15 protein-coding genes are annotated in these 15,448 nt (G+C 65.8%); 9 read left to right on the top strand and 6 right to left on the bottom strand.

The window, feature by feature from the left end; all coding sequences use genetic code 11:
- Positions 1–360: 360 nt before the first annotated feature.
- A complete protein-coding gene (locus tag WP12_RS19210; protein ID WP_046195300.1) occupies positions 361–1,551 on the bottom strand; it encodes a polysaccharide biosynthesis/export family protein in 1,191 nt (396 codons plus the stop codon).
- A gap of 114 nt (positions 1,552–1,665) precedes the next feature.
- Positions 1,666–2,328, bottom strand: a complete 663-nt coding sequence (locus WP12_RS19205; protein ID WP_046195299.1) for an ABC transporter ATP-binding protein — start codon at positions 2,326–2,328, stop codon at positions 1,666–1,668.
- Positions 2,329–2,459: 131 nt separating this feature from the next.
- On the opposite strand from WP12_RS19205, the gene WP12_RS19200 reads away from it, so the two are divergent.
- Positions 2,460–3,581, top strand: coding sequence for a glycosyltransferase family 4 protein (locus WP12_RS19200; protein ID WP_235399208.1), 1,122 nt, complete (start codon positions 2,460–2,462; stop codon positions 3,579–3,581).
- Positions 3,582–3,591: 10 nt separating this feature from the next.
- Positions 3,592–4,911 carry a glycosyltransferase family 4 protein gene (locus WP12_RS19195; RefSeq protein ID WP_046195297.1) on the top strand — a complete coding sequence of 440 codons (1,320 nt, stop codon included), beginning with the start codon at positions 3,592–3,594 and terminating at the stop codon, positions 4,909–4,911.
- Here the strand turns inward: WP12_RS19195 and kdsA are convergent.
- The 4 genes from kdsA to WP12_RS19170 all read right to left on the bottom strand — a co-directional run bounded on the left by kdsA (position 4,902) and on the right by WP12_RS19170 (position 10,507).
- Complete coding sequence (gene kdsA / locus WP12_RS19190; RefSeq protein ID WP_046195296.1) at positions 4,902–5,753, bottom strand: 3-deoxy-8-phosphooctulonate synthase; 852 nt, start codon at positions 5,751–5,753, stop codon at positions 4,902–4,904. The genes WP12_RS19195 and kdsA overlap by 10 nt on opposite strands.
- Before the next feature lie 174 nt (positions 5,754–5,927).
- On the bottom strand, positions 5,928–7,799 hold the full coding sequence (gene mdoH / locus WP12_RS19185; RefSeq protein ID WP_046195295.1) for a glucans biosynthesis glucosyltransferase MdoH: 1,872 nt from the start codon (positions 7,797–7,799) through the stop codon (positions 5,928–5,930).
- 330 nt (positions 7,800–8,129) lie between these two features.
- Positions 8,130–10,220 (bottom strand): glucan biosynthesis protein, encoded by a 2,091-nt coding sequence (locus tag WP12_RS19175; protein WP_235399207.1) that lies wholly within the window; start codon positions 10,218–10,220, stop codon positions 8,130–8,132.
- Positions 10,217–10,507: a hypothetical protein gene (locus WP12_RS19170; protein WP_046195293.1), complete on the bottom strand. Its 291-nt coding sequence runs from the start codon at positions 10,505–10,507 to the stop codon at positions 10,217–10,219. Before WP12_RS19170 ends, WP12_RS19175 begins: the two co-directional genes overlap by 4 nt.
- A gap of 264 nt (positions 10,508–10,771) precedes the next feature.
- On the opposite strand from WP12_RS19170, the gene WP12_RS19165 reads away from it, so the two are divergent.
- The 7 genes from WP12_RS19165 to WP12_RS19140 all read left to right on the top strand — a co-directional run bounded on the left by WP12_RS19165 (position 10,772) and on the right by WP12_RS19140 (position 15,386).
- Positions 10,772–11,935 carry a hypothetical protein gene (locus WP12_RS19165; protein WP_046195292.1) on the top strand — a complete coding sequence of 388 codons (1,164 nt, stop codon included), beginning with the start codon at positions 10,772–10,774 and terminating at the stop codon, positions 11,933–11,935.
- A gap of 85 nt (positions 11,936–12,020) precedes the next feature.
- Positions 12,021–12,239: a hypothetical protein gene (locus tag WP12_RS25970; RefSeq protein ID WP_052730505.1), complete on the top strand. Its 219-nt coding sequence runs from the start codon at positions 12,021–12,023 to the stop codon at positions 12,237–12,239.
- Positions 12,220–12,345, top strand: a complete 126-nt coding sequence (locus tag WP12_RS26255) for a hypothetical protein (protein ID WP_268794743.1) — start codon at positions 12,220–12,222, stop codon at positions 12,343–12,345. The genes WP12_RS25970 and WP12_RS26255 overlap by 20 nt, the downstream gene beginning before the upstream one ends.
- 87 nt (positions 12,346–12,432) lie before the next feature.
- Complete coding sequence (locus tag WP12_RS19155; protein ID WP_046195291.1) at positions 12,433–13,269, top strand: DUF1206 domain-containing protein; 837 nt, start codon at positions 12,433–12,435, stop codon at positions 13,267–13,269.
- Between the two features lie 147 nt (positions 13,270–13,416).
- A complete protein-coding gene (locus tag WP12_RS19150; protein ID WP_160299253.1) occupies positions 13,417–14,529 on the top strand; it encodes a sensor histidine kinase in 1,113 nt (370 codons plus the stop codon).
- Between the two features lie 72 nt (positions 14,530–14,601).
- Positions 14,602–14,961, top strand: coding sequence for a hypothetical protein (locus tag WP12_RS19145; protein WP_046195290.1), 360 nt, complete (start codon positions 14,602–14,604; stop codon positions 14,959–14,961).
- Positions 14,962–15,119: 158 nt separating this feature from the next.
- Positions 15,120–15,386 carry a GlsB/YeaQ/YmgE family stress response membrane protein gene (locus WP12_RS19140; protein ID WP_046195289.1) on the top strand — a complete coding sequence of 89 codons (267 nt, stop codon included), beginning with the start codon at positions 15,120–15,122 and terminating at the stop codon, positions 15,384–15,386.
- Positions 15,387–15,448 lie beyond the last annotated feature (62 nt).

Genomic DNA, 15,448 nt, shown 5'->3' with positions numbered 1-15,448 from the left:
ACACAAAGTGTTTTGCATATTAGGACATGGAACGACTTAGCTTTAACCGATCCTCCGACGCCTTGAAGCCGCCAGAAACCGGAGCCGCCGCCCACATGTCCCTTCATCATTCCAACAATGAGAAAGATACCAGACAGCCAATTACCACCCAGACCTTGTGAGCCTAGGGAGATCGCGTTGACGATCAGATAAATGGCCTGGAAACGAACCGGATAAACCGTCTCGTAACCGCCGGTGAGGGGCGCTTCTAGTCAAAGCCCTACAGGGCGTCAAGCTCTTTTGTAATCACCCTATTTTTTCTCGCGAACGACCAGAAAAGCCCCGAAAAATGGGCGGCCCCTGGCGCCGAAAACCCGCGAATCAGTTATTCTTGGTCAGCACGCGCGCCGTCAGCAGCGGGGCGAACAGCTGGTTCAGGATGCCCACGAACTTGCTGACCGGATTCGCCGCCGAATTGGCGATGTAGATCAGGTCCTTGTCGCGCATCGGAAAGTTCTGCGCGATGATATAGCTCTCCGGCTTCATCAGATTGAGACGATAGATGACCGGCGGCTCGCCCGCCGCGATCGCCGCAGCGTCATAGCGGAACAGGAAGACCGAGCGGGGATCGGCCTGAACGTCATTGGGGCCGCCGACCCGCGCCAGCGCCTCGGCCAAAGACACGCCCGGCGCATCGAAATTGACCTGCGACACTCTGGGCGTGGCCCCGAACGCGCTGAAGCTGCGTGGCTGATAAACCAACTCGACACGGTCGCCGGGCAGCAGCGTCAGATCGTCGCTGCTGCCGGCGCGGATATCGCCCAGCCGCATTTCGGCGCTCTGTCCACCGCGGGTCAGGCGGATCAGCGTATCGGCGCTGCTCGTCTTCGAGCCACCCGCCGTCGCCACCGCATCGAGCAGCCGCTCGCGCGCGGCGGTGAGCGGTACACGCCCGGACCGGTTCACGTCGCCGATCAGATAGATGCTGTTGCCGGGGCTGTTCACCACCGTAACCATCGCCTGCGGACTCTGCGATTTGCCGTGCAGCGCCTGTTCGATCATCCGCTGGACGTCATAGGCGGTCGATCCCGCCACCATCAGCCGCCCGACATAGGGAAGCCGGATTGTCCCGTCCGACGCGACGGTGACGATATTGACCGGTTGTGAGCGCACGGTCGGATCGACCGTATCGGGCGATGTCAGCGCGGCATTGCTGCCGAGCCCTGACGTCGTACTCTGCGTGCTATTGCCGAACAATGTCATGCCGACTTCATAGATGTTGACCTGAAGCGCATCGCCTGGCGCGATGCGGTCGACCCGCCCCTCTCGCGCGAGCGCGGCGAGCTGGCCGATGGCCCGGCCTGTCGGCGGCGCCGCCAGAAGCTTCTGGAAAGCAGCGCCGTCCAGATCGACCACCGCGAATTTTAGCGCCGCATCAGGATCTTCGGCGCCACGAATGACCTGTCGACCGGTCGGGCCGCTCGACGGCAGGGCAGCGCAGCCCGATAGAATGAAAGCGAGCATCGACAGCGCGCCGGTCACTTTGAAGCGGGCGGAATTACTGGATTGCATGAACGACCCTATATCGACAATCGAGGCAAATCTGTGGCTTGGCGAGAAGCGCGCGAGGCGTCCCCACGTCAAGCCCAAATCCACCGATATGCAAGTGATGAGAAGCCCCGTGCGTCACGCCGCGCGCATCTGCAGCCCATGATGGACTTCGCTGGCTTCGGCGACGGTGTCGTAGAAGGTCAGGTTGCCGCCGTAGAGCACAGCGCCCCGGTCGCAATATTGCTCCAGCGTGTGCGGATCGTGCGACACCATTATCAGCGTGCCCGATTCCCGCCGCTTGTACAGCTCCTCATGCGAGCGCTTGCGGAAGCGCTCATCGCCCGCGCCGGTGACTTCGTCGACGAGATAGCAATCGAAATTGATCGCCAGCGATGTGCCAAAGGCGAGCCGGCTCGACATGCCGGACGAATAGGTCCGCACCGGCTGATGAAAATACGGACCGAGCTGAGCGAAATCCTCGACATAGGCGAGAACCTCCTCCTCGGGCTGACGATAGATGCGGGCAATGAAGCGGACATTGTCGCTGCCCGTCATACCCGGCTGGAAGCAGCTGGACAGACCAATCGGCCAGCTGGTCGTCATCTCGCGCGTTACCTTGCCCGATGTCGGGTGTTCGACTCCGGCGATCAGCCGCATCAGAGTGGACTTTCCCGCGCCGTTGGCCCCGCAGATACCGATGCTCTCGCCGCGGCGGACAGTGAAGCTCAGATTACTGAACACCTGCTTCTGGAACTTCCGGATATGGTAGGTTTTCGAAACATCTTCGAACCGGATCATCGAACAGCTTCTCCAAACCTCACCGCATCGAACCATAAAATGCTGGACGCTGTGCGCCCGTGCTGCGATGCGATTCTACATAGACGATGGCTGGCCAAACGCAAAATACCACCTTCGCGATCGATGCGCGCATGCTTGCACGGGAAGGCACCGGCGTCGCCACCTATGCGCATGCGCTGCTGACAGCCCTCGCCCGCACGGGCAGCGATCCGCTCAGGATTGCCGATCCCAGCTGCGCCCGGCCGATGGCGCGCGCGCATCCTGTCTCGCGCTGGACGCGTTGGACCGATGCGCTGATCGATCGGCCGCGCAGGCTCCACCGACATGATCACACACTGCGCGCGCGCGACATCTTCCGTCTCGCCCAGGTACACTTCGATCGTCACGGCACATTGCTGCGGCTCGTCGCCCCGGGGGAAACCGGGATCATCCACTGGACTTATCCGCTGCCGATCCGAATCGAGGGCTGGATCAACATCTACACCGTCCACGACGCCATCCCCATCACCCATCCCGCACTCAGCCAGATCGATCCTTCGCGCCATCGCCGCTTGCTCGCTGCGCTTGCCGAAAGCGCCCAGCACATACTGACGGTATCCGAAGCCGCTCGCCGCGACATCATGACCGCCCTCGGCTGCGATCCGGGCATCATCAGCGCCTGTCTGCCCGGCCTTGCGGTCGAGCCCGGCATCGCCCCGCTGCCCGCAGGGCTGGAGGCTGGCCGTTACATGCTGTTTGCGGGCAGCATCGAGCCGCGCAAAAATCTCGTCCGACTGCTCCAGGCATATCGCGAAAGCCGCGCCGCCTTCCCGCTCGTCATTGCCGGCCCCGATGGGTGGCGCGCTGACGAGATCACGCAGTTCCTCGACTCCAGTGCGTTCGTGATCCGCCTGCCCTATGTCGACCGCTCAACCCTCATGAGCCTGATGGCCAATGCCCGCGCGCTGCTCTTCCCCACGATCACCGAGGGCTTCGGTCTTCCGATCGTCGAGGCGATGCAACTCGGCACGCCGGTGCTGACCGCTCGCGGCGGGGCCGCCGAAGAGGTGGCCGGCGGCGCGGCGCTGCTCGCCGATCCGCTTTCGGTCCCCGATCTGACTGCCCAGATCGCGCGCCTTGCCGGCGACGACCTGCGGGCGAGCCTGTCAAAGGCAGGGCGGGCTCGCGGAGAGCATTTCACCACGACCGCCTTCGCGGCACGCCTCGACCAGGTCCACCGCCGGCTCCTCGACCGCAACGCGCCGGCAGGCTAAGCGGATCGCGATGACCAGGCTCACTATCGGAATCGACGGTTTCAATCTCGCCATGCCGCGCGGCACGGGCGTCGCCACCTATGGGTTCGGTCTGACGCAGACGGTCCGCGATCTCGGCCATGAGACGCTGGGATTGTTCGGGGTAGATGTCGGGCCGAAGGCGGATGTGCGCGAGGTCCTCTTCTTCGACCAGGTCGGCAAGGAGCGCCCGCCCGAAACGCGCAGGCAGCACAAGCGCCGGATGCGGCGCGAGTGGTTCCGCTCGCTTCTTCCGGTTCATGGCGTCGACGTGCCGATGACCGGCGCGGTCGAGAAGCAGGCGTTCGCCGATCGTCTCCCTGCCTTCGATCGTATCGTCAGCAGTTCTGGCCTGTTCGACATCGCCGACAAGCGGCTGCGGCGCAGCGGCAGTTTCCTGACGCTGCGCATTCCCGATCCGCCTGCGATCATGCACTGGACCTACCCGATCCCCGTCCGGCTGGAGGGTGCGCGCAACATCTATACGCTGCACGATCTGGTGCCGCTCAAGCTTCCTTACACGACGCTCGACAATAAGCAGCTCTACCACCGGCTGATCGAGTTGTGCGTCACGCAGGGCGATCATGTCTGCACCGTCTCCGAATCGAGCCGTGACGATATTCTCGCGCTGTTCCCGTCGGTGTCGGCCGACAGGGTGAGCAACAGCTATCAGACCGCGCCGGTGCCCGAAGACCTGCTCGCGCGCGATCCCGCTGAAGACGCGCGGGTCGTCGAGGGGATGTTCGGCCTGAAGCAGCGCGGCTACTTCCTGTTCTTCGGCGCACTCGATCCCAAGAAGAACCTGGCGCGGATCATCGAGGCCTATCTGACCATCCAGAGCGACACGCCGCTGGTCATCGTCGGGGCGCGGCATTGGGGGACCGAGCAGGAAGCGCGGATCTTCGCCGACAATGGCATCTCGCTCTATGGCGAGGCATCGGCGAAGGGGCTGGTTCAGCTCGACTATCTGCCGCGCGAAATGCTGCTGCGGCTGGCGCGCGGGGCGAAAGCGGTGCTGTTCCCGTCGCTCTACGAAGGCTTCGGCCTGCCCGCGCTCGAGGCGATCCGGCTGGGGACGCCGGTGATCTCGTCGACAGTCAGTTCGCTGCCCGAGGTGGTCGGCGAGGCCGGGCTGCTCGTCGACCCCTATGACGCCGGCGCGATCGCCGGCGCGATGCGGGCGATCGATGGTGACCCGGCGGTGGGGGCAAGGCTGTCGGCCGCCGCCCCGGCGCAGGCGGCGAAGTTCAGCGACGAAGCCTATCGGGCGCGGCTGTCGGCGATGTACGACAAGGTCATGGCTCAGGCCTGATCCGGCCAGCGGCGGCGCGCGTCGATGCCGTGGGCGTCGAGCGACTGGAGTTCCGCCAGCAGCGGTTCGAGGCGGTCGAGCGGCCAGGCGTTGGGGCCGTCGGACAGCGCCGTCGCGGGATCGGGGTGGGTTTCCATGAAGAGGCCGGCGATGCCGACCGCGACTGCGCCGCGCGCAAGGACGGGAACGAACTCGCGCTGCCCGCCTGACGAGGTGCCCTGCGCGCCCGGCAGCTGGACCGAGTGGGTGGCGTCGAAGACGACCGGGCAGCCGGTGTCGCGCATGATCACCAGGCCGCGCAGATCGGTGACGAGATTGTTGTAGCCGAAGGAGGTGCCGCGCTCGGTGACCAGGATCGCAGGCGCCTGCCCCGCCGCCTCGGCCGCGGCGCGCGCCTTGGCGACGACCTGCTTCATGTCGGCGGGCGCCATGAACTGCGCCTTCTTGATATTGGCGACCTTGCCGCACGCGCCCGCGGCTTCGATCAGATCGGTCTGCCGGGCGAGGAAGGCGGGGGTCTGGACGATATCGACGACCTGCGCCGCCGCGCGGACCTGTTCGGCGTCATGGACGTCGGTGAGAAGCGGCAGGCCGGTCTCGGCGCGGACCTTTTCGAGGATGCGCAGGCCTTCGTCGACGCCGGGGCCTCGGAAGGAGGCGTTCGAGCTGCGGTTCGCCTTGTCGAACGAGCTTTTGAAGACGATCAGCATCCCCAGCCGCTCGGATATCGCCTTCAGCCGCTCGGCGACGCCCAGCACCAGCGCCTCGGACTCGATCACGCAGGGGCCCGCGATGATGAACAGGGGCTCGTCCAGCCCGACCTTGCGTCCCAACAGGTTCATTACGGCTGTGTAGGCCGGGGGGTGGCCGGAGGCAATTGGGTGATCCTCCCCGGGACGGGGAGGGGGACCATCCGCAGGATGGTGGAGGGGGTGGAAAGCGACATGCAGCGTAGGTGGCGGGGAGGATAGCCCCCTCCCCCGCTTCGCGGTCCCCCTCCCCATGCCGGGGAGGATTTACCCACGCGCAATCACGAAGCTTGGTTCCAGCGCCAGTTCGGCGACGGCCTCCGGCCCTTCCTCGAAACGGCGATGGTCGGCGGGAGAGACGAAGAAGCCGCGGCGGACGAGCCAGTCGCCCATGTCGGCGCGCGACGTGACCCAGACGGTGACGGGCGTCATCATCAGCCCGACCGCGACGGGAAGCGACCAAATCGTGCCGTCGATGCCGATCGCGATCGCGGTCATCAGCACCGCGCCGAGCGCGAGATGCCAGGCGTAGAAGCGGGTGACCTCGCCGAAATCGAGCCCTTCGACCTCGCGGCGCTGGGGCAGCCAGCCGCTTTGCCGCCCGCGCAGGATGTCGATGATCGCGATCGTCTGGGTGAGCATGATGACCGGCGCGGTGACGATCGCGGTGACGGTTTCGAGCAACGTGCCCTTGACGATGCTGCCCCACCCGCCAAGCTGCCGGCGCAACTCGCGGTCCTGGGTGAGCGCAATCAGGCCCATCAGCTTGGGGCCGAACAGCATCAGCAGGGTGAGGCCGAGCAGCCAGCCCGAGGAGATCAGCACGAAGCCGTCGAAATTGGCGCGCAGCTGCTCGAAGATCGCCGCGCCGAGCAGGAGCAGCCACAGCGGCGAGGTAAGATAGGCCGACGCGCCCATGAACAGCTGAAGCCGGCTGACCCAATGCAGCCCGGCGGCGTCGAGCAGGCGGAGATGCTGGAGATTGCCCTGGCACCAGCGCCGGTCGCGGACCGAATGATCGATCATCGTCGGCGGAAATTCCTCGTAGGAGCCTTCGGACAGGTTCACCATGTGCACCGCCCAGCCGCGCCGGCGCAGCAGCGCTGCCTCGACCATGTCATGGCTCATGATGTGGCCGCCGAGCAGGCTGTCCTCGCGGAGCTCGGGCAGGCCGCAGCTTTCGGCGAAGGCCCTGACCCGCACGATCGCATTATGGCCCCAGAAGGTCGCTTCGGTTCCCGACCACCAGCGCAGGCCGGCAGAGGCGACCGGTCCGTAGACCGCCGAGGCGAACTGATGCCAGCGCGCGAACATCGTCTGGCCGTTGATCAATTGCGGCACCGTCTGCAGCAGGCCGATGGTGGGGCGCGCCTCGATCGCGGTGGCGAGGCGGACCATCGCCGCGCCGGTCATCAGACTGTCGGCGTCGAGGACCAGCATATGATCATAGGCCGCGCCGAAACGGCGGACCCACTCGGCGATATTGCCGGGCTTGCGCGCGGTGTTGCGTTCGCGCCGACGATAATAGACGCGGGCGCGGCTTTCGTCGCGCAGCCGGCGGAAGGCGACATATTCGCGGGCGAAGGCGCGCTCGTGCGAGTCGCTAAGGATGAAGAAGTCGAAGCTGTCCGCCGCGCCGATCCTGTCGATCGACTCGACCATCGTACGCAGGCGGCGGAAGACCGCGCCGACATCCTCATTATATATCGGCATCAGCACCGCGGTACGCGCGGTAGGCAGGGTGAGGTCGCCCGATGGCGACGGCATCACCGGCCCGCGCCCGAGCAGCACGAACAGCCCGGCGACCGCGTTGAGGAAGCCGAAGGCGATCCAGGCGAACAGGCCGAAGAACAGCAGGAAGAAGCCCGCGTCGATCCAGTCGATCCCGTCCGACTGGAGCGGGGTGAACATTTCCTGCGCGGCGAGCAGCCCGAACAGGAAGCTGCCGACGATCAGGAACAGGCGGCGCTGGAACAGCGGCCCGACATAAGCGACCGCATCCTTCGCCATGCCGGCGGGTGCGCGGGCGAGATCCTGCACCGGCATTGCCAGCGGCGCTTCGGGCGGCAGATCGCCGTGCGCCGGAGGGCCGGAGCGTGGCGAAGGAGCATCCTCTATGGTGTTGTCAACCCGGTACAAATTTCAATTCTCGCGTTGATGGCCGCTGCTCATGGCAGAGATTCGCCAGGCCATGCTGCCGTTTGCGTCAAGCTGCCCCAACGCCCCGACAGATGGCAGGATTTCGCCGCGCCGCACATAGGAATTGCTGAGACGCATTTCACCCCAGCCCCAATTTTCATGCCAGTGCAGGCCGGCCTCTCGTGCGATGAAGGAGCGCGCCGCCCTCCTGAACCGCCCTCCTGAGATGCCAGCCTGCGCAGGCATGACGGATTGGGGCGGGGGCGTGAGCAGGGCCGTGCCGAGCCTCAGTCGCTCCTTGGAATGAGCCCGTGGGAGAGGCGAGCGCATCTACGCACCCCTCCCGTAAAATTGATGGATCAGGGTCTCGCTCAGCGCCGCGCCGCCGCGTTCGAGGGTGGCGCGGAGGTTGGCGGGCTGGTCGGTCCGCGTCGTGTCGACGATCAGCCGCCAGCGGTTCGGCTGGCCCACCACCGGATAGCAATCGGCCGAGATCAGCCTGCCGCGATCGAGCGTGACCGAGGCGGTGACGCCCGAGCCGCGATCGAGCCCCTTGAGTGCGGGCCCTTCGAAATCGACGACCAGCCGCCGCGCATTGGGGATCGGATCGGTGCCGGGACGGCCCGCGGTGCCCGTCCAGCGATCGATCACCCGCGCGAGCGAAGGCGCGACGGGTTCTCCAGCGATCCAGCGCAGCCGGTAGTTGAAGGCGAAGCGGCTTCCCGCGCGGGCGGGGCGATCGGGGGTCCAGAAGGCGACGATATTGTCGTCGGTCTCGCGGCTGGTCGGTATCTCGTAGAGCCCCACCGCGCCGGGGCCCCAATCGCCCTGAGGCTCGACCCACAGGCTGGGGCGCTTGTGATAATAGACGCCGTCATCCTGATAATGATCGAAATTGCGGTCGCGCTGAAACAGGCCGAAGGCGCTCGCGCCCTTCTCATCGGCAAAGCTGTTGAGGGTCGGGCGCGGCGGATTGCCGAGCGGGCGCCAGATGCGCTCGCCGGCGCGGTTGTGGATCAGCAGGCCATCCGAATCGTGGATCTCGGGCCGCCAGTCGATCCGCTGCGCCGGATTGCCCTCGTCATACCAGAACATGCTGGTAAGCGGGGCGATGCCGAGCCGGGCGACGTCGCGGCGCAGGAAGAGCGCCATCGAGACATCCTGGGTCATGCCGCCCTTGCCGTCGCGATTGACGAAGCGATAGGCGCCGGTGACGCTGGGCCCTTCGAGCAGCGCATAGACGGTGAGCCCGTCGCCCTGCTTGCCGTCAGGCGCCCCTGCCGCGCCCCGTTCGAGCCAGAAGCTGGTGAAGACCGGAAATTCCTCGCGCCCGTCGATCCCGGTATCGATCGCCAGCCCGCGCGCCGACAGACCATATTGATGCAGTTCGCCCGCCGAGCGGAAATAGGATGCGCCCTGAAAGGCGAGCCAGTCCCCCACCCCGCCCTTGTTCATCACCCGGAAGCCCGAGATGCCGGGGACGATGGCGGGCGCGGGGCCTTCTCCCGGCGCGACCGCGAACATCTCCTCGCTATGCTCGATCGGGTGGGCGCGGCCATTCTCCACGACCGAAATCTGGACGGGCGAGGCGGCATAGCGGCCGATCGGGAAGAGGCGGACCGAATAGCCGTCATCCGGGAAAATGGCGCGATCGGGGCGGAAGCTGATCCGATTCGCGGCGTCATAATCGACCGCATGGGCGCGCGGATCGGGCTGCGGCAGCGGCCGCGCCTTGCCCCGCGCCAGGGTCGCGGCATGGGCGCGGAGCCAGTCCCACGAAAAGGATTGGCCGCCGCCCGACGCGCGGGCCGCCGACCGGGGCCGCGCCGCGAGCGCCTCGCCGCCGAATGCCAGAAGCGCGCCGAGCAGCGCGATGCTTTGCCGTCTGTCGATCATGCGTGCCGGTCGCTCATAAGAACCCGTTACCGTTCGTTTCGCCTGCGGTGCAAGACCGCCAGCCCCAAGACTGCCGCTCTCGCGAAAAGTTCCTGTAGCCGGCGAAGCTGAACGGGCGCTGTCGGGCGGACCGGTATCCGAAACGGACGGGATGTGCCGTTGCATAGGGTTGTTGTCGCGTTTTTCATGTTTTTCTTTTTCGGCCCGCTCCCCCTGCCCGCTCATAAGGCGCGCGGATGCAGGCCCGGTCGCGCGGACATAGGCGGCGATCTCCCGCACCCGGGCCGAGTGCCAGCCATGTTTCCAGGCATTGCGATTGCCGCGCGGCGCGCCGCTGCCCTTGCCGCCATGCATGCGGCAACGCCCGACACCGCCGACAGCGGGCGACCGGCATGGCGCGCCCGAGCGGGTGCGCGCGCCGCAGCGTGGCGCGGTGGCGAGCGAGAGGGGTTCGGGGGCTTTGGGTTCGGATCGGGCCTGTAGGTTTTCGTCAGCCGGGCCGCCCGCCCCGGCCATGCCGATCATTCGGCGGCGTCGTCCTGCGCAGGCCGCAACGCCTTCTGCGCCTTGGCCATCGCCACCAGCGACGCACTGCAATTCGACTGCGCCCGCAATGCGAGCCGTGCGAAACGCTCCCCGGTCAGCGGATATTGCGGCAGATTGCTCGCGGCATGCCCGACCAGTTCAGCGAACATCCCATCAAGGGTGAGCGCCTGCGTCATCAGCATATCGCTCAGCTGCGCCATCGGCTCGACCGCGCCGATCTTGGCGGGCTTGCGGTTCTGCGCCTTGGGCGTGCGCATTTCGTTCATCTCGTGCCTTTCGCCGGGGCCGGCGTGTGTAGCAGCAGTGGGGGTGGAATACAAGAACAAATAGAGAACATTTATCTGGTCATCTGCAGCTGGCGGCAGCTTTTCGCCCAATCTCTGCCGTTTCGAGAGTCTGGAAGCGGCCGTTTGTCCAGATCAAAGTCGAGCGCCCAGAGCTAGATTGGTTCAACCGGATGCGGAGCTCTTCAACGTACGGACTGACTGCACCGTCGTTGCCCGTAAGGATTCGATCTGCAAGGAAGAGTTGTGAGCGACTTCCTTCCCCGCACCCTTTGGTATCATACGCGCGACCTCAAGCAGGAGCGTGTTACACAGGATGAATTGCTTGGCCTTGCCGATTGTATCGTTGTTCTCGGCGAACCGGGCATGGGCAAGACCAGCCTGCTGGAAGCCCTCGCACGTGCCCCGGAAGCGGCCAGTTGCACCGCGCGCCAGTTAATTAACCGCCACGACCCGCGTAGCCTGCTTGGGAATGCGCAGACTCTCGTGATCGATGCTCTCGACGAAGTCGCGGCGGCAAGCGAAGGAGATGCGGTTGATCTCGTCCTTCAGAAACTCGGGGCGGCAGGTTATCCGCGCTTCGTTCTCTCATGCCGAATCGCAGATTGGCGTGCCGCGACTGCGGTCGGAGCAATCCGCGAGCAGTATGCAGCACCGCCGCTTGAGCTGCACCTTGACCCGCTCGAACGTGATCAGCAGCGCGCATTACTCATAGGTTGGACGGGCGATGAATTGGGGGCCGACGCGCTGCTCAATCACTTCGACAGGTATCAGCTCGATTTCCTCGGCAATCCGCAGACATTGAAACTGATCGCGGCCTTACCGAAGAATCAGGAACTACCGCGTACGAGTAGCAGACTCCTCGAACTCGCGACCGAGCAGCTTCGGCGAGAACACAAGGACGGCAAAATCGAGCTGTCCGCAGCGCTTGCGCTCGATACGGCAGGCGCGGCGTTCGCTGCGTTGCTGCTGACGGGAAGCAGCCGCATTGCTCCCGAGACGGCCATATCGAACGTTGACGACGGCGAATTGCCATTCGCCGAAGTCGAAGCGCTAGCCGGCAATTCGCTCGATCGCGTAATCGGTACGAGGCTGTTTTCCGTAAGCGCACGGGGCTCTACTTACTCTCACCGTCGTATCGGCGAGTATTTGGCGGCACGCTGGCTTTGCCGACGTACCGATACGCATAGCAAGCGCAAGCGCCTGCTCGCGACCTTATTGTGCCCATTGAGGTCAAGGGCCAGTGGCATCCCAAGCTGTGGACGGCCGCCGATGCGCAGCTCGAGCACCTCTACGTCAACGACTGGCGCGCCGATCGTGGAATTTACGCCGTACTGTGGTTTGGTAAGGGCGCGGCGCTGCAATCTCCTCCGAATGGTACGCCGAAGCCGAGTACACCCGGCGAGCTAAGAGCGGCGCTGGAAGCGACAAGCAAGGCGGTCGGGAAAGGCCGGGTCGCTATCGTCGTCCTCGATCTGACACGGCCGGTCCCCCTGTGATCTTGCCTGAGGTCCAACTTGTCGAGGCGCATGATGTGCTTGGCCCCGATCCTCTAGACGTCTTGCGTGCTGTCGGCGAGCCGGCTGCGGCCGCCTATGCCTTCATCACAGGCAAGACAGCGGGGTTTTATGATCATGCCGCCGGCAAGCATCCGCGGATCGCGGCAGAGGCGCAGGGCGAGCATCTGCAGGGGTATGACGGCGAGCGGTTGTGACCGGGCGGCGTCGGGCCACTATTCGCTGACCGTCACCGACCGGCAGGTCCACCTCCATGATCATGGCCAGCGCGCCTGGTTTGCCTTCCACGTCCAGGCCGCCTGACGCCCATGTAATCGCTAGGCCGCGGGGCGCGGTGGGGAACGGCGGTGGCGGCCCGGTCGTTCTGCCCGAAATTTCGGGAGAGAAGCCTTGGTCAGTGTCGGCAATCTGGAAACTCTGACGCGGGTCGGTTTTGCCGCGCGGGGCATACTCTACATCGTGATCGGCTATCTCGCGCTGCGCACCGGCGGCGCGGTGGATAATGAGGATGCGCTGGCCTTCCTGCGCAGTGGCGCGGGGCAGTTCGGGCTGGCGCTGATGGCGATCGGTTTCCTGGCCTATGGGATCTGGCGGCTTAGCGAGGCGCTGATCGATACCGAGGGCCACGGCGCCGAGGCGAAGGGGGTCGCGATCCGCATCGGCGGCGCGATCAGCGGGCTGATCCATATCGCGCTGAGCATATATTCGGCGCGGCTGGCGATGGGTGGGGCCTCTGGCTCGTCATCGGGCGGCGCTGGTTCAGGCGGCGGCGGCGGCGGGGCCGGCGGTGGCGGGGCCAGTGAGGGGGCGTCGGCGGCGCTCAGCCTGCCGGCGGGCGAGCTGTTGCTGACCGTGGCGGCGATCGCGATTGTCGCGACCGGGCTGTTCCAGCTGATCAAGGCGGTGAAGCTGGGCTTTCTGAAGCATCTCGACCGCAGGGTTGCGGACAAGGCGTGGATCGCGTGGACCGGACGCGCGGGTTATGCGGCGCGCGGCGTGGTGTTCATGATCGTCGGCTGGTTCCTGTGGAACGCCGCGCGGCATGCCAGCGCAGCCGAAGCGGCCGGGACCGGCCAGGCGATGGCCGCGTTGCCGGAAGGGCTCCGCATCCTCGTCGCCGCCGGCTTCGTGCTGTTCGGCGTCTTCAGCATCGTCGAGGCGCGGTATCGCAGGATCAACGATCCCGACGTGCTGTCGCGGCTGAAGTGCTTGCGGCCCGGCGCATAAGCAGTGCGCCGCCGATCGCCCGGTCGTGCAGCCGCGGCGAGCGGCCGGAGACGGGTAAATTCCCGGCGTTGACGGTGTGTTAGGGCGTCCTATGACATAGGGGACCGCACCGGCGCTGCACGGCGCGGCGACCCGATGGGAGACGATATGCCCGGTCAATTGGATGCTCCGCTGTACGACAAGGCGCGGCTGGCGGCGCTTTCCGACTATATGGTGCTGGATACGCCGCCAGAGCCCAATTTCGACGATATCGTGCAGCTGGCGGCGGCGCTGTGCAATGCGCCGATATCGCTGGTCAGCCTGGTCGAGACCGACCGGCAATGGTTCAAGGCGCGAGTCGGACTGGAGGTGCAGGAGACGCCGATCGACCAATCGGTGTGCAAGCTGGGCCTGGGCAAGACCGACATGCTGGTGATCCCCGACCTGAGCGCCGACCCGCGCACCGCGGACAACACGCTGGTGAGCGAGGATCCGCATATCCGCTTCTATGCCGGGGCGCCGCTGATCGCGCCGCATGGCGAGGTGATCGGCATGTTGTGCGTGATCGATCATGAGCCGCGGCCCGAGGGGCTGACCCCCGACCAGCAGGCGGTGCTGGCGACGCTGGCGCGGCAGGTGATCGCGCAGCTGGAGCTTCGCTATGCGATGATCCGGCGGATGGAAGAGGATGCCGAGCGGCGGCAGCTGAACGAGCTGCTCACCGAGCGGCTGAACCAGACGCTGGCGATGATCCATGGCCTGGCGAGCCAGACCTTGCGCGCGGTGCCCAGCCGGGGGCCGGTCGAATCCTTCCAGAACCGGCTGAACGCGCTGACCGAGGCGCATGAGCTGTTGCAGCGCAAGCAATGGGCCAATGCCGACATGATGACCGTCGTCAAAAGCAGCATGGCGCGGCACGGGGCGGCGCACCGCTTCACTATATCCGGGCCGGCGGCCGCGCTGGGGCCGAAAGGGGCGATCACGACGTCGATGCTCCTCCACGAACTGGGCAGCAACGCGGTGAAATACGGGGCGCTGTCCAACGACAGCGGGCATGTGACGGTCGCGTGGGACATAAGCGGGGAGGCGGGCGACGAGGTGCTGACGCTGTCATGGACCGAGCGTGGCGGGCCGCCGGCCATCGCCCCCGCGCAGAAGAGCTTCGGCGCGAAGCTGATCGCGATGGGGCTGGGCGGAGGCGGCGCTATCCACGAGGATTATGGCGCGGCCGGCTATGCGGCGTCGTTCGAGGCGCCGCTGCGCCATCTGCAGATGGAGTGAGGCGCGGCCGATCTCGCCGGCGCCGGCGCGAGACGGCTTGCTTTCCCGATCGCGCCGGTGCCAGGTGGCGCGATGACACCACATATACGAGCGATGGTCGCGGCGGCGGCCTATGCCTTCATCACCGGCAAGAAGGTGGCGGGGCTGTACGATCATGCCGCCGGAAAGCATCTGCGGATCGCCGCGGAGGCACGGGGCGAGAGCCTGCAGGGTTTCGACGGCGACCGATCGGCGAAGTTCGGCGGCACCCTGCCCGAGATATATGATGCCGGGGACAAGGCCTATGTGTCGCTGGTGATCGATGGGATGACGGCGAGCGGTTATGACCGGGCGTCATCGGGCCATCATTCGGTCAAGGTCAGCGACCGGCAGGTGCAGGTCCACGATCATGGCGAAGGGGTGTGGTTCGCCTTCGATGTTCAGGTCGCCTGAAGCACTGGCAGGTCGCGTGAAGCAGCGGAAGGCCGCCTGAAGCCACTGCGCCATCTCCCCCCCCCCGATCATGTTCGCCATCGCATTTCATTGGCCGCGCGGAACAATGAGAGCGGCGAATCGTCTCGATCCCATCAACCGAGAACAGGAGAGTTGTCATGGGATGGATTATCGCACTCATCGTCGGGGGCATCGCCGGCTGGCTGGCCAGCATCGTGATGGGCCGTAATGCCTCGATGGGGATATTCTGGAACATCGTGGTGGGTTGCGTCGGGTCGCTGATCGGCAACGCGCTGTCCGGCCCGCTGTTCGGGATTCGCGGGAGCGTGCAGAGCTTTTCGCTGACCGGGCTGCTGATCGCCTTCGTCGGTGCGGTCGTGCTGCTGGCGATCGTCAACCTGATCCAGCGCAAGAGCGTTCGTTAAGGCTGTTCCGGGGTGGTGGCCGATCGCCGGCCTGATCCGCGCGATGAGGCCCCACCCCTGCC

Origin of the sequence: Sphingomonas sp. SRS2, from assembly GCF_000971055.1 — a bacterium.
GTDB lineage: Bacteria > Pseudomonadota > Alphaproteobacteria > Sphingomonadales > Sphingomonadaceae > Rhizorhabdus.
Note: the sequence above shows the minus strand (reverse complement) of the source record. Positions and strands in the feature narration are given on the sequence as shown.